Source organism: Rhodococcus sp. NPDC057014, from assembly GCF_042673295.1.
Classification (GTDB): domain Bacteria; phylum Actinomycetota; class Actinomycetes; order Mycobacteriales; family Mycobacteriaceae; genus Rhodococcus_F.
The window spans coordinates 1-12765 of sequence record NZ_JBHUSF010000268.1; the positions used below are offsets into that span (position 1 = coordinate 1).

15 protein-coding genes are annotated in these 12765 nt (G+C 67.7%); 7 read left to right on the forward strand and 8 right to left on the reverse strand.

What is annotated here, in order from left to right; all coding sequences use genetic code 11:
- Nucleotides 1–338: 338 nt before the first annotated feature.
- Both ACFTZB_RS34655 and ACFTZB_RS34660 read right to left on the reverse strand, forming a co-directional pair.
- On the reverse strand, nt 339–725 hold the full coding sequence (locus tag ACFTZB_RS34655) for a hypothetical protein (protein WP_378438705.1): 387 nt from the start codon (nt 723–725) through the stop codon (nt 339–341).
- A complete protein-coding gene (locus ACFTZB_RS34660; RefSeq protein WP_378438707.1) occupies nt 722–1114 on the reverse strand; it encodes a hypothetical protein in 393 nt (130 codons plus the stop codon). Before ACFTZB_RS34660 ends, ACFTZB_RS34655 begins: the two co-directional genes overlap by 4 nt.
- Nucleotides 1115–1483: 369 nt before the next feature.
- On the opposite strand from ACFTZB_RS34660, the gene ACFTZB_RS34665 reads away from it, so the two are divergent.
- Together ACFTZB_RS34665 and ACFTZB_RS34670 are read left to right on the forward strand one after the other, a co-directional pair.
- Nucleotides 1484–2518: a Gfo/Idh/MocA family oxidoreductase gene (locus ACFTZB_RS34665; RefSeq protein WP_378438709.1), complete on the forward strand. Its 1035-nt coding sequence runs from the start codon at nt 1484–1486 to the stop codon at nt 2516–2518.
- Nucleotides 2519–2764: 246 nt separating this feature from the next.
- Complete coding sequence (locus tag ACFTZB_RS34670; RefSeq protein WP_378438710.1) at nt 2765–3985, forward strand: IS110 family transposase; 1221 nt, start codon at nt 2765–2767, stop codon at nt 3983–3985.
- A gap of 39 nt (nt 3986–4024) precedes the next feature.
- On the opposite strand, the gene ACFTZB_RS34675 is transcribed toward ACFTZB_RS34670, so the two are convergent.
- The gene (locus tag ACFTZB_RS34675) at nt 4025–4834 is read right to left on the reverse strand and encodes an alpha/beta fold hydrolase (protein ID WP_378438712.1); all 810 of its coding nucleotides are present in this window, start codon (nt 4832–4834) and stop codon (nt 4025–4027) included.
- Nucleotides 4835–5146: 312 nt separating this feature from the next.
- Between ACFTZB_RS34675 and ACFTZB_RS34680 the strand changes: the two genes are divergently transcribed.
- The gene (locus ACFTZB_RS34680) at nt 5147–5431 is read left to right on the forward strand and encodes a hypothetical protein (protein WP_378438714.1); all 285 of its coding nucleotides are present in this window, start codon (nt 5147–5149) and stop codon (nt 5429–5431) included.
- Here the strand turns inward: ACFTZB_RS34680 and ACFTZB_RS34685 are convergent.
- A complete protein-coding gene (locus ACFTZB_RS34685; protein ID WP_378438716.1) occupies nt 5422–5904 on the reverse strand; it encodes a DUF6194 family protein in 483 nt (160 codons plus the stop codon). The two genes, ACFTZB_RS34680 and ACFTZB_RS34685, sit on opposite strands and share 10 nt — an antisense overlap.
- Nucleotides 5905–5981: 77 nt before the next feature.
- Here ACFTZB_RS34685 and ACFTZB_RS34690 point away from each other — a divergent pair, with 77 nt between their 5' ends.
- Nucleotides 5982–6731, forward strand: coding sequence for a MerR family transcriptional regulator (locus ACFTZB_RS34690; protein WP_378438718.1), 750 nt, complete (start codon nt 5982–5984; stop codon nt 6729–6731).
- On the opposite strand, the gene ACFTZB_RS34695 is transcribed toward ACFTZB_RS34690, so the two are convergent.
- On the reverse strand, nt 6682–7296 hold the full coding sequence (locus tag ACFTZB_RS34695; protein ID WP_378438720.1) for a class I SAM-dependent methyltransferase: 615 nt from the start codon (nt 7294–7296) through the stop codon (nt 6682–6684). The genes ACFTZB_RS34690 and ACFTZB_RS34695 overlap by 50 nt on opposite strands.
- A gap of 129 nt (nt 7297–7425) precedes the next feature.
- On the opposite strand from ACFTZB_RS34695, the gene ACFTZB_RS34700 reads away from it, so the two are divergent.
- Nucleotides 7426–7845: a nuclear transport factor 2 family protein gene (locus ACFTZB_RS34700; protein ID WP_378438722.1), complete on the forward strand. Its 420-nt coding sequence runs from the start codon at nt 7426–7428 to the stop codon at nt 7843–7845.
- A 14-nt stretch (nt 7846–7859) separates the two neighbouring features.
- On the opposite strand, the gene ACFTZB_RS34705 is transcribed toward ACFTZB_RS34700, so the two are convergent.
- Entirely contained in the window at nt 7860–8936 is a 1077-nt protein-coding gene (locus ACFTZB_RS34705; RefSeq protein ID WP_378438730.1) for a substrate-binding domain-containing protein, read from the reverse strand.
- Nucleotides 8937–9100: 164 nt separating this feature from the next.
- Between ACFTZB_RS34705 and ACFTZB_RS34710 the strand changes: the two genes are divergently transcribed.
- Nucleotides 9101–10465, forward strand: a complete 1365-nt coding sequence (locus ACFTZB_RS34710; RefSeq protein WP_378438724.1) for a hypothetical protein — start codon at nt 9101–9103, stop codon at nt 10463–10465.
- Nucleotides 10465–11454 (forward strand): glutamate ABC transporter substrate-binding protein, encoded by a 990-nt coding sequence (locus ACFTZB_RS34715; protein ID WP_378438726.1) that lies wholly within the window; start codon nt 10465–10467, stop codon nt 11452–11454. The genes ACFTZB_RS34710 and ACFTZB_RS34715 overlap by 1 nt, the downstream gene beginning before the upstream one ends.
- An 8-nt stretch (nt 11455–11462) precedes the next feature.
- On the opposite strand, the gene ACFTZB_RS34720 is transcribed toward ACFTZB_RS34715, so the two are convergent.
- Both ACFTZB_RS34720 and ACFTZB_RS34725 read right to left on the reverse strand, forming a co-directional pair.
- Nucleotides 11463–11876, reverse strand: coding sequence for a hypothetical protein (locus ACFTZB_RS34720; RefSeq protein WP_378438728.1), 414 nt, complete (start codon nt 11874–11876; stop codon nt 11463–11465).
- 85 nt (nt 11877–11961) lie between these two features.
- A complete protein-coding gene (locus ACFTZB_RS34725; protein WP_378438733.1) occupies nt 11962–12720 on the reverse strand; it encodes a haloacid dehalogenase type II in 759 nt (252 codons plus the stop codon).
- Nucleotides 12721–12765 lie beyond the last annotated feature (45 nt).

Sequence of the window (12765 nt, forward strand, 5' to 3'; positions counted from 1 at the left end):
CATCTGTTGCGCAGTCTTTTCTGTGCCCTAGAGTCACTCGCATGGTCGACCGTCTCGAGCAGACCGTCAGCGAGGAGGCGAGTACTGCTGTGGCACACCAGAATGCGCATCAGGTGTGCAGAGTGTGGGCGAATCCGGCGCGAGCCCCTACACGTGTTCATGACCGAGAGCGACGGCGCCGACTGGGGACTCAGTCGTCCCAGAGCAGGTTGTGCAGTCGCATCGCTTCGATCAGGTCGGGGTCGTCGTCGAGGACTGGACCGTAATCCAGTGGGGTGACCTTGCTGCTGACAGCCCCCTCTCCCGGGCGTTCGTACAGCGCCCACAGCGCGAGATCGTCACCGTGCCGGGAGTCGAACTGGATCCCGGGTGACGCGGGCTGCCATCCACGACCGCGGTACCCGTCCCGGCGCGATGGTGGGCCACTCGCCGCCGTCGTTGTCGACGATCTCGTCGAGTGCCGCGCTGAGCTCGTCGCTCGTGCGCGCGTAGGCGAGGACTTCGAGACAGCAGGCGAGCCGGGTCGCGCCGACGTACTGGGTTCGCCACACTCCGGCCGGGTCGTCCCACCGGCCGGTGAATCGGCCGTCGGTGGCGTACACCCACGGGGTCCACTCCCAGGAGGTCGGTGGGTAGCCGACCCGGTAGGCGGCGGCGCCCTGGACGTGGACGCAGCAGACCGGGCCGCGTGGGGTGGGGGTCAGTTCGCGGGTGTGTTCGCTCATCCGCCCGCCGCGAACTGACGTGCCGCTGCGAGGACCTTCGGTCCGACGTCGTTGAGGTCGCCTTCGCGCAGCATCAGCGCCGGTGGTTGGTCGTCGAGGATCGGGTTCAGGCCCTGGAACCAGGTCTGCGCCACGGCAGGGGTGTCACGTTCGGCGATCAGCCGGGCGGCACGGTAGGCGATGCGGAGTCGTTCGACATCGGTTTCGTTGTTGATGGTGCGGGTGCCCTCGGCCCATTGCCGGACGGCCCGGGTTTCCTTGACCTTCCCGAGGTACGCGACGAGCTTGGCGCCGAGCAGTCCGCGCAGCTCTGTGACCAGCTGCGATTGCGTCATGCGGGCAGCGTCGTTGTAGGCGGCGAGGTCGGGTCGTGGGTGTGCGGCCGTCATGAAATCCACCTCCTAATCACATGGTAAATCACATACCCAGTGCCGTCCATATTCCCATACAGCTGACCAGCTTCACCCCCACTGCTCGGGCTGCGCCGCTCGTTGCGGAACTGGCTGCTGATCCTCGCCACCGACGATGGGGCGGGCCATGCGAGTCATGCCCGCCCGACACCGGTACGTCGAGGGCCTCGTGGCGGACACCCGGCAGGTTGCCGGCCACCCCCGCTTCCGCCACCGCTCCGGGTTCGCGCGGACGGGCCGTTCGAGACGGTCGTGCTGTTGCCCACTTCAACGGTCGTGCCGGCGGTGCTCGCGGCGCCGGGGTTCGAGACGGTAGATTGTGCGAATGTCTTAACATAGACTCGCAAGATGACCGTAAACATCGGAATTGTCGGGTACGGCCTCGGTGGCCGGTATTTCCACGCGCCGTTCATCGAGGCGGCGGAGGGAATCACGCTGGGCGGCATCGTGACCCGATCCGCCGAGCGCGCCGCCCAGGCTGCCGCCGACTTCCCCGGAGTGCCGGTGTTCGCGAGCCTCGGCGAGCTCGTCGATTCCGGTGTCGATGCCATCACGATCACCACTCCCCCGCAGACGCGCCGCGAACTCGTGCTCGAGACGGTCGGGCGGGGTGTGCACGTGGTTGCAGACAAGCCGTTCGCGCCGGATGTCGCGACGGCCCGCGAGTTGATCGCCGCCGGCGACGAAGCCGGGGTGCTGCTCAGTGTCTTTCACAACCGTCGCTACGACGCCGACATCCGCACGTTGAAGTCGGTGTTGCCGCGCCTCGGCGATATCTGGCGTGTCGAGTCGCACTTCGACCTGGACGGTGCCGACACGCTCGAAGCGGGCCCGACCGGTGGGCTGTTGCGGGACATCGGCGCACATGTCGTCGACCAGATGCTGTGGTTGTTCGGTCCGGCCGAGCGGGTGGACGCGCATCTCGACTACGTCGACCGGCCGGAGGGACGCACCGACGCCGGCTTCGTCGTCAACATCACCCACCGCAGCGGCGTCTATTCGACCGTCTCGTCGACCAAGGTCAACCATCTCGAGGGGCGGCGGCTGCGCGCGTTCGGCAGTGCCGGCAGCTATGTGGCGGACGGCACGGACGTTCAGGCGCAGGCGCTGTTCGCGGGGAGTCGGCCCGTCGACGATCCGACCGGGTGGGGTCTCGAACGACCGGAACGGTGGGGTGTCCTGCACACAGCCGACGGACCGGAAACGATCCCGTCGCAGCGGGGTGCGTATCAGGACTATTACACCGAGTTCGCGGCGGCAGTGGCCGGCGCCGGCCCGCAGCCGGTTCCGGCGCGCACCGCACTCGGCACCATCGCGCTGCTGGCGGCGGCACGTGAGGCCGCCGAAACCGGCAGCACAGTCGTCGTGCCGCCCGTCGACTAATGGGAGGTACCAAGCCTGGCCAGTCCGGCAGACTTGGTACCTGGTAGCCGCTGGTGGATGAGCACTCTCGTCGACTGGACCGATAGCCGAGTCCTGAGGTCAGACCGTGCCCCCACCGGCGCGCCAGGAGGTCTGCATCGCTGATGGGATGTCGTGCCCGGCCGAGGTCGTGAGCACTCGACCATTAGTCCGCGAACGGCTTCAGGCAGGCTGCCGCCGGACGCTCGACGATCCAGGAGGTGCAGGTTGTTGTACATCGGAGACGACTGGGCCGAAGACCACCACGACGTGGAGGTCCAGGACGAACACGGCCGAGTCCTGCGGCGCGAACGGTTACCGGAAGGGATAGCGGGGATCCGCGGATTCGGGGAACTCGTCGGACGGTTCGCCGACGACGACACCGAGTTCGCCGACGTGCTGGTGTGCATCGAAACCGACCGCGGACCCTGGGTACAAGCACTGCTGGCCGCCGGCTACACCGTGTTTGCTGTAGACCCGAAACAGGCTGCGCGACACCGGGAAATCCTCGGAAACTCCGGAGCCAAGAGCGACAAGGGGGACGCGCACGCCCTCGCGGATATGCTCCGCACCCGCCGACATCAACTTCGTGAGGTCGCCGCCGACTCCGAGGTCGCGGAGGCGGTCAAGGTCGTCACCCGCGCGCATCAGACGTTGATCTGGGAACGTACCCGACACCTGCTGCGCCTGCGGGGGGCGTTGCGGGACTACTTCCCCGCCGCGCTCGAGGCCTACACGCCGTTCGGGCTGACCTCGACCACGGTGTTGACCCTGTTGGCCAAGGCCCCGGCCCCGGACGCGGCAGCCACGCTCACCCTCCGGCAGATCACCGCCGCGTTGAAGGGCCGCCGTGACATCGACACCAAAGCGGCGGCGATCCAGCAGGTGCTGCGCGCCGAGCACCTCGGCCAACCCGATCCTGTGACTACGGCGTATGCGGCGACGGTGCGGTCGCTCGTTGCGATTCTGACGACGTTGAACACCGAGATCGCGAACCTCGAGAAAGACGTGACGGCGCATTTTGGTCAGCACCCGGACGCTGAGATCCTGTTCAGCCAGCCCGGTCTCGGCGTCGTTCTCGGTGCCCGGGTGCTTGCCGAGTTCGGGGACGCCCCGGGCCGCTACACCAGCGCGAAGGCACGCAAGAACTACGCCGGGACCAGTCCGATCACCAGGCAGTCCGGCAAGATGCGAGTGGTCTCCGCCCGGCACGTGCACAACGATCGGCTTGTCGACGCCCTGCACATGCAGGCCTCCTGCGCGATCCTGCACGATGAGCAGGTCCGTGCCTACTACGACCAGCTCCGCGCCCGCGACGTCAGCCACAACGCTGCTCTGCGGCAGGTCGGCAACAGGCTCGTCGGCATCCTTCACGGTTGCCTCGAGACCCACGCCGCCTACGACCAGGCGACCGCGTGGTCGCACCGTCCGCACACCATCGCTGCTTGACATCCGAGATCCAGGGATGTCTGACCGGCGGCGCGCGGCTCAGCGTGCCGAGGAGAGGAAATCGGCGACAGCCGTGTTGAACGGTTCCGGTCGCTCCATGTTCGTCGCGTGGCCCGCCCGCGGGATGACGGTCGATGCGCCCTTCGGCGCCAACGCCGCGGCCTTCTCCGCGTGTGCCGACGGCCAGAATTCGCTCTCGGAACCGGCGACGAAGAGCACCGGAAGATCACTCGAGCGGATTGCCGGACGCCAGTCGCGTTTCGCGTGGTCGTTCAGCAGAGCGAGTTCCGGTTGCGACAGTTTCCGGTCGACGCGGCCCATCGCGACGAGGAAGCGGACCAACCGCATCCCGCGCTTCCAGATCGGGGTGCCGTGGCCGGTCGAGGGAATACCGTCCGCGAAGAATGTGTCCACCTGATCCCGGCCGTAACCGTAGAACCCGTATTCCCAGTCCGGTGTGTTGAGCATTCTCGGTGTCTGATCGACCACGACCGCGGCGCGAAGGCGCCCCGTGCCGTACGCGCCGACATACGACCAGATCGTGTTCCCGCCCATCGAGCCACCGATCAGCGCGGCGTCCTGCAGGTCGAGTTTCGTGAGAAGCGCGTGCACGTGGTCGGCTCGTGTCTGCATCGTCGTTCCGTGGGGCATGGCCGGTGCGGTCCCGTGGCCCGGCAGATCCACGGCGACGACGCGGTGGCCGGCGCGGATCAGCGACGGGATCTGATAGCGCCACGAGGTGGCGGGCGCTGTGAACCCTGCCAGCAAGATCACGGTCGACGAGGACCGGCTGCCGTCCTCGTGCACGGTGTAGTCGATTCGAGCCCCGCCGGATTCGATGGATGGCACTGCTTCTCCTGTCGCCCTCCTGCCAGGCGGCACGGTTCCCGCCTGCGTCACTGCGACGGTAGTACAGCGTGAGGGAGCGATCCATGGAGAACGTCTCCACCGCGGAGGGGTTCCTGTGTGGAGTTCGGCGCGGCCTTGTGGGTCGGCCACGTCTACTGAAATCTCTCGACCGCCGGGGTGTAACGTTCCGGGCCCTCGCGGACACCATTCGTGTAGCTGTGGACGTCGGGTCCACGCATTCGGACAGGACACTCGAAAATGCACACCTCACTTCCCCACGAGGCTTCGCACGCGTCGAATCGTTCGGGCGCAGTGAACACTCCTCGTCGAGTCCCGCTGCGGAACCGGCTCGTCACGATAGTTGCCACCGCCGCACTCACGGTCATCCCTGTAGGGGCGGCCACCGCCGTCGCGGCGGCGACCGAACTCCCCGCAACGACGGTCTCCGCGCCGACCATTCCCGGCGACCGCGGCGACAACGGTGACGGCCCCCGCCATGATCGGCAGCGCGATCAACGGCAAGAGCGCAGGGACCAGGGCATGACGCTCGACGAACTCCTCGTCGGGTGGAACAGCAGCCAGATTCATCAGATGTGACGACGCACGGCATCCGCTTGTCGCTCGTACCGCGAACGGGCGAGGGTGTATGCCGTGCACAGCAACTCGCGCGCGAGCTCACCGGTGCGGGGGCCGGGATTCACGACTGCCAGCCAGCCTGCGGAGCCGTACACGGGGTGAGCGATGACCGTGTCGGGCGCACCGGCGTCGACGTCGGCGGACCCTTGTTCCCGCGGCGAGTGTCCCAGCGCCGCGATGAACGCCTCCCTCCCGGCATGGATATTCACCCGGAATGCCCCCGCACGGTCGAGCCGCGAATAATCGTCACCCGGATAGTTCTTGGTGACGATCGTGGCGAACGGCTGGGTCGTCGTCGGCACAACCCCGTCCGGTGAGTAGTAGAAGAAGGTGTCGCCCCAGCTGATCTCCGGCGAGCCGTCCCCCGGGACCGGCCTGAGGGTGAGGACGTCGTCGAGACTCTCCACGAAGTCGGTGATGTCGTCTATCGTCATGCTTCCAGCGTTCCATTGAGGTGTATGTGGAGACTTGAGGGAGCACGTGCAGGAGAAATAGGAGGTGGAGTCTCCACATGCAGAAGCTCCGGACCGTGGACGTGGCCCGCCGTGCGGGATGCTCCGTCCAGCTGATCCGCAACCTCGAACGCGACGGTGTGCTGCCACCCGCCGCCCGTACGGCCACCGGATACCGGATCTACACCGAGGTGCATGTGCAGTCCGCGCTGGCCTATCGAGAACTCGCCGTTGCGGCCGGTCCGGTCGAAGCCAGGCGGATCGTTCGGAGCGTGCACACGTGCCCGGCCTCGACGACGGTTGCGCTCCTCGACGCCGCACACGCCCGGCTCCACTCCGAACGCGCCGCACTGGCGCTGGCGAAGAAGGCCGCCGCAGTGATCTCCGCCGAGCCGATCGAGGACGTGCGAGCATCAGACTGGATGGGCGTGGCCGAACTCGCCGGCGCGCTCGGCGTCCGCTCGTCCACGTTGCGACACTGGGACGCAGAGGGACTCGTCATTCCCGATCGGAACGCACCCGCGGGAGCGCGCCGGTACTCCCCGTCCCAGGTCCGCGACGCCCGCATCGTGCATCAGTTACGCAAAGCCGGTTACCGCATCGCACCCCTCCGCGGGTTGATGGCACAACTGCGGCGCGCACCCGGATCGGGCGACATCGACGCCGCACTCGCCGTCCGTGGCGAGACTCTCACGACCAGCTCGAGAGCCCTAGTCGACGCCACCGCCGCGCTTGCCGGGCTGCTGCCGCCCCACGGTGTCACTCCGCGCGCGACAACACCGCCACCAGGAAATCGGAGTCGTCGGTGAACGGGCGAAGATCCCACGTCGAGAGCAGCAGATCCACCCTCAGACCGTTGGCCGCGGCGTCCGAGAGGAAGTGCGGGAACTCGTAGCCCCGGTCGGCGCCGAACCCGACGATCACCCGCCCGGCCGGGGCGAGATGAGCCGCGAATCCCGCCAGCACCGACTCCCGGGTCGACGGCGCCAGGAAGGTCATCACGTTGCCCGCACACACGATCACGTCGAAATCGGCCGCGACGCCCAGGGAGGGCAGATCCAACTCCGCGAGGTCACCGACGAGCCACGTGGGGCCGGGGTGATCCTCCTCCGCGACGCCGATCAGTACCGGATCGACGTCGACCCCGACCACGACATGACCCGCATCGTGCAGATGGCCACCGAGCCGGCCCAGCCCGCACCCCGCATCGAGGACCCGGCCTCCCCGGCCCAGCATCGCATCGACCAGGCGGGCCTCGCCCACGATGTCCTGGCCCTTCGCCTCCATGGCCCGGAACCGCTCGACGTACCACGTCGAATGACCCGGGTCGGCCGCGGTGATCTCCTCCCACCGGCTGGGGGTGCGCTCGCTCATTGTCGATTCCTCCTCGATCCGGCCCGCTCGGCGAGCCAGTGCCACCGTAGCGAACCCGGTTCTCGCGAACGGTCTCGGTCAACGGGACGCCGCGGCCCACCCCGCCTGTCCTGCGGGGAGGATTCAGCCATGAGCGAGTCCCTTCCCGACCGCGTCCAGATCACCGACCGCCTGCACGTCGTGGCACACCTGCTCGACACGAAGGACTGGCCGGGGTTCGCCGCGACCCTCACCGACGACGCCGTGGCCTACGGGCGGACCGGGCCTGCCGACGTGGTCGCGCGTGTCCGCTCCCACCTCGACGTCTGCGGCACCACCCAGCACTTGCTCGGCAACATCCGTGTCGACCTCGACGGGGACACGGCACGCACGACGTCCTATTTCCGGGCATTTCACGTCGGCCTCGGCGACCGCGCCGGCGCGACGTACGAATGCCTCGGCGAATACCGGGACGAGTGGCGGCGCGGCGCGGCGGGCTGGTTGCTGTCGGGGCGGGTGATCGATGTTCGCGCCGACATCGGCGACCGCAGTGTCATTGCGCCGCGCTGACCTGGTCGTCCGGCTCAGTCGTGCTCCCGGCACACTGTGGAGTCCGGATCGGGTGCGCAGATCTGCTGCCAGGTGTAGAAGCCGGAATTGACGACCACGTGGAGGTTGTCCTTCGTGATGTTCTGGATGGGCAGGAACACCGTCGGCACCGCCATGTACTGGTTGTCGATCGTGCCGTTGATCATGTCCTCGGGCACGCCGTCGCCGTGGAGAATTGACGTGGTCAGTTGCGCGGCGACCTTAGCCTGGTCGGACAGGTTCTTGAAGATCGTATTGTCGAGAGAGCCCTGTGCGATGAGTTGCAGGGCAGCGAGATTGGCGTCCTGTCCCCCGGTGACGGGAATCCGACCGGCGAGCCCGCGGCCGGCGAGGGCGGCGACGATTCCGCCTGCCAGGTCGTCGTTCATGGTGACGAACAGGTCGATGTCGTTGTTGTCCCGGGTCAGGCAGTCGTCCGCGAATGCCTGACCTTCGGCCGGGTCCCAGTCCTCGATCGTGGTCTCGCAGACCACGCGGATCTTGCCGCTGTCGATGAGGGGCTGCAGATACTCGTTCTGGCCGAGCTGAAACTGGCGGGTTCCGTATTCACCCAGATTGCCCTGCACCCTGGCGATTTTCAGACGGTCGTCGGGCATCGCGGCGATCAGATCCGCGGCGCGACTTCCCTGTCGCCGGCCGACCTCGAGTGGATCGAAGATCACCTGGACCTCCGCCGGTCCGCCGACCGCATCGTGGTCGTAGAGCACCACCGGAACATTCGCATCGGCAGCGGCGGTCAATGCTCCCCCCGAAAATCTCGCGTCCGCGGAGATCAGAACGAGCACCGACGCGCCGTCCGCGATCGCCGACTCGACCTGACTCTGCTGCCGGCCGGGATCGCCCTCGGCATTGCGGACCGTCACGGTGGCTTTCGGTGCGAACAGTTCGAGGAAGTCGGTGAACAAGGGTTCGTCTCGCTCCATGAACCGGGTCGTCGTGGTATTCGGCAGAAAGAAATACACCTTCTTCGCCCCGTCGTCGCCGGGCGGCGGAGCCGCGCACGCCCCGAGCACCATCGCGGCGACCGAGGCTGCGACACCGAACGCGCGCAGCCTTGCGTTCACGATGCTTGTCTTCACGAGTCGAGAACCTCCAGCCTGATCATGCCTGGTTCGGACATACCCGCGGGCGAGGACGGCTACGCGCGCTCGTCGATGCTTTCGGTGTTTTCCGGCCCCGATCGGCGCACACTGAGGGCAGGGACGAGGAGGAGAGGGTGTTCGACCAGGACCGCGGCACCATATCCAGCGAAGAGCGTGACGCTTCGCCGGCGGACGAGCATCTCCTGAAAGAATCCCTGCTCGTCGAACCGGAAATCCGCCGCCGCCCGTGGCGCGAATTCCTCGAGTCGACGCCCGGACGCCTGTCCGTCCTCGCCGTCGTCCTCGTCGCGGTGGCGCTGACGGCCGGTGTCGTGACGGCCGCGGTGATCGGCGCGCGGCAGCAGCGAATGGAAACCCTTCGCGCCCATACCGAACCGCTGGCGGACGCCGCGCAGAACCTGTTCAGCTCGCTGTCGATCGCCGACGCCGCCGCGACGTCGTCGTTCATCGCGGGCGCCATCGAACCGCTCGCGGTCCGCGACCGGTACAACCAGGCGATCGGCGACGCGTCGAACGCACTCGTCACCGCGTCGTACGGCGTCACCTCCGGTGATGTGGACTCGCTGCGCCTGCTCACCGAGATGTCGCGGCACCTTGCCGTGTACACGGACCTGGTGGCAACCGCACGGTCCAACGACTCCGCGGGAAATCCGGTCGGGGTGGCGTACCTGGGAACCGCGTCAGCCCTGATGCAGGACACCATCCTCCCGCTGGCCGAACGCCTCTACAACGATCAGGCCGGCGCGGTCGCCGACACCCAGTCCCACACCGCCCGACTGCCCGTCACTGCCATCGTGGTTGCCTCGGCGGGGGTCGTCGTCCTAACCGTCGCGCACGTGTACGTGGCGCATCGAAGTCGTCGACGGGTCAATCCGGGGCTGGCGTGTGCGACGGTTCTGCTCGTTGCTCTCGTGGTGTGGATCGTGGTCGCGGGGCTGTTGTCGACGTCGGCGAGCGAACGCGCGCGGATCGACGGCGCCGAGCCTCTCGCGGCGGTCACGAAGGCGAGGATCCTCGCACAGCAGGCCCGCGCCGACGAAACCCTCGGACTGCTCCGGCCTGGATTCGATCCGACGGGCAGCGACTACACCCGGCACACGGACGCGTTGACCGCGATTCTGAATTCGGACGCGTCGCCGGATGCCGTCGACGTGCCTGCGATCAACGATGCGTCCGCTGCGTTCGAGGGATGGCGCAGCGCGCACCGGGAACTGCAGCGCAAGCTTGCGGACGGTGACTACCAGGGTGCGGCGGACGTTGCGGTCGGCCCGGGCTCGACGGCGTCGACTGCACAGTTCCGGGCCCTCGACGAATCGCTCGAGGATGCCATCATCGCCCTGCGCGCCGACGAACTCGACGCGATGCGGGAGTCGTACCGGAGGATGGCGGCGCTCACCGTGGGTGCCGTCGTGCTCGCCGTTTCCGCGGCACTCGCCGTGATCGCGGGAATCGAGCCCAGGGTGAGTGAGTATCACTGATGGCGCGACCTTTCCGCACACGGCGACCGGGTATCGCTCGGCTGCTCGGCACCCTCGCGTTCGGAACGGTACTGCTCGCCGGCTGCGGGACACCCGACGCACCCACCCCGACGTTCTCCGGGGATTTCACGGAATTTCCCGCGTCGGTCGGCGCCCGGATCATCGAACCACCCGAATCGCCGCCACCCGCCGAGGAGCCGTCGTCCTGCGCACCAACGGCGAGCCTCCGTCCGGGGATCGCCGGCGCGGGCGGCACTCTCGGCGAGATCCGGGCCCGTGGAACCCTGGTCGTCGCAGTCGACCAGAACACCAACCTGTTCAGCTTCCGCGATCCGACCACCGGTACCCTCACCGGCTTCGGCGTCGATCTCGCGGGGGAGGTCGCCCGCGACCTGCTCGGCGACCCCGGCAAGGTCGAATTCCGGCCACTCGGTTCCGACGACGGCGCCGACATGCTCGCGCACCGGGATGCGGACATGATCGTGCGCCCGGTGGCACTGCCCTGTGAGAGCCCGCAGAATGTGGACTTCTCCACGGTGTATCTCGAGACTCCCCGACGCCTCGTCGTGCGGGACGGGTCCGGGATATCCGAGCCCGCGGACCTGGCACGGCGACGGGTCTGCACGCACGACGATCCGGCGTCCGTGTCGGCACTGGCGCGGATCGCCCCCAAAGCCACGATCCTAGCGGTACCCGATTGGGACGACTGCCTCATGGCCATGCAGCAGCGGCAGGTCGACGCGGTCGTGGGCGGCGCCCTCCTCGCCGGACTCGTCGCGCAGGATCCGAATCTCGACATCGTCGGTCCCGAGTCCGACTCCGCCCGGTACGCCGTCGCTCTCGCGCCGGGCAACGACGACCTGGTCCGGTTCGTCAACGGCACCTTGCAGCGAGTGCGCACCGACGGAACCTGGACCGCCCTCTACGATCGCTGGCTGTCGCCACTCGGCCCGGCGCCCGCACCGCCGTCCCCGGAGTACCGGGGCTGACTCCGCAATTACCGGGCGACCTCGGGATCATCGTCGGCAACGGTCCGCGGAAGGCCGGTCCCCATCGGGTCGAGCAGGGCGGTCGTGCGCGCACCCCATCGCTCGTGCGCGGACTGACGGGTCATTCCGGCGGCCTTCCCGATCGTCGCCCACGTCGCACCCTGAAAGCGCAGTCCGAGAACGGTTTCGATGCCGTCCAGCCCGGCGGCGAGCTGTATGCGAAGACTCAGCAGATGCCAGGCCAGAGTGCGCTCATTCGGAATGTCCGTGCCCTGCTCGGCATCCCATTCGGCTGTGCCGGGAAGCGGTCCGGTGCCGATGATTTCGTCGGCGAATCGGCTCGCTTCGGCCGCCGCCGCCGTGATCACGGCGCGCGCAGCGGCATCGATGTCGGCGCTGACAGCGCGTTCGACAAGTTCCATGACGACCTCCCATTCTGTCAGGTACAGCCTGACAGCGTTCGGGAGTGGTGTCAAGGATTCCCTGACACGAGCGCCACGCGCCGAATTACCCGGGTGATGCCGCGCGGAGCTGGGCTGCGAGGTCGGTGATGTCGGTCGCCGAGATGTCCCAGCTGCCCGTCGGCGCGAGATCCGTGGTCTGGTGGGGTCCGTGTTCGAGGGGCCGGAGAATGAACGCTGTCGCCAGGCCCGCAGCCTGCGCGGCCTCGAGGTCGCCGTTGTGGGCGGCCGCAAGCATGACTTCGCCCGGGTGGAGGCCGAGAAGTTGTGCGGTGTGCAGATAGGCCCGGGGATGCGGCTTGTAGATCCGGTTCATATCGGAGCCGATGATGACATCCCACGGGATTCCGGCATTCTTCGCCATGTCGAGCAGCAGAGAAGTGTTGCCGTTCGAGAGCGGACCGATGATGTAGTCGGACCGGATTGCGGTGAGACCGGGCACGCTGTCGGGCCACGGAGTGAGCTCGTGCCATGTGCGCGAGAGCTCGTCCAGCTCTCCAGCGTCGTGATCCGAGGGGTCGATGCCCGATTCGAGGAGCGCGGCGTCGAGGTTTTCGCGGTGCAGGGTATCGAGCGTCACGAACTCGCGGGCGCCGGACCGGATGGGTTCCATCGACGGCTGGTAGCGGTCCCGCCACCGGTCGGCGAACGCGGCTGCGTCCAACTCGAGCCGATGGCGTTCCGCGTAGCCCGCGACAGCGGAGGCGATATCGGTGCGCCAGTCGACGACGGTGCCGAACGTATCGAACAGCACGGCACGAATACTGCGTCCCGTCGACGGGGACCGGAACCGCGCACCACCCATGAGGCGCCCTTTCGCTCGAACACACGACGTCGCACCACAATAGGC

Bases quoted from the DNA above. Each gene is read 5' to 3' on its own strand.
- ACFTZB_RS34725 (WP_378438733.1), bottom strand. From the start codon at position 12,720: ATGGGTGGTGCGCGGTTCCGGTCCCCGTCGACGGGACGCAGTATTCGT.
- ACFTZB_RS34715 (WP_378438726.1), top strand. From the start codon at position 10,465: ATGGCGCGACCTTTCCGCACACGGCGACCGGGTATCGCTCGGCTGCTC.
- ACFTZB_RS34720 (WP_378438728.1), bottom strand. From the start codon at position 11,876: ATGGAACTTGTCGAACGCGCTGTCAGCGCCGACATCGATGCCGCTGCG.
- ACFTZB_RS34660 (WP_378438707.1), bottom strand. From the start codon at position 1,114: ATGACGGCCGCACACCCACGACCCGACCTCGCCGCCTACAACGACGCT.
- ACFTZB_RS34655 (WP_378438705.1), bottom strand. From the start codon at position 725: ATGAGCGAACACACCCGCGAACTGACCCCCACCCCACGCGGCCCGGTC.
- ACFTZB_RS34690 (WP_378438718.1), top strand. From the start codon at position 5,982: ATGCAGAAGCTCCGGACCGTGGACGTGGCCCGCCGTGCGGGATGCTCC.
- ACFTZB_RS34695 (WP_378438720.1), bottom strand. From the start codon at position 7,296: ATGAGCGAGCGCACCCCCAGCCGGTGGGAGGAGATCACCGCGGCCGAC.
- ACFTZB_RS34665 (WP_378438709.1), top strand. From the start codon at position 1,484: ATGACCGTAAACATCGGAATTGTCGGGTACGGCCTCGGTGGCCGGTAT.
- ACFTZB_RS34700 (WP_378438722.1), top strand. From the start codon at position 7,426: ATGAGCGAGTCCCTTCCCGACCGCGTCCAGATCACCGACCGCCTGCAC.
- ACFTZB_RS34685 (WP_378438716.1), bottom strand. From the start codon at position 5,904: ATGACGATAGACGACATCACCGACTTCGTGGAGAGTCTCGACGACGTC.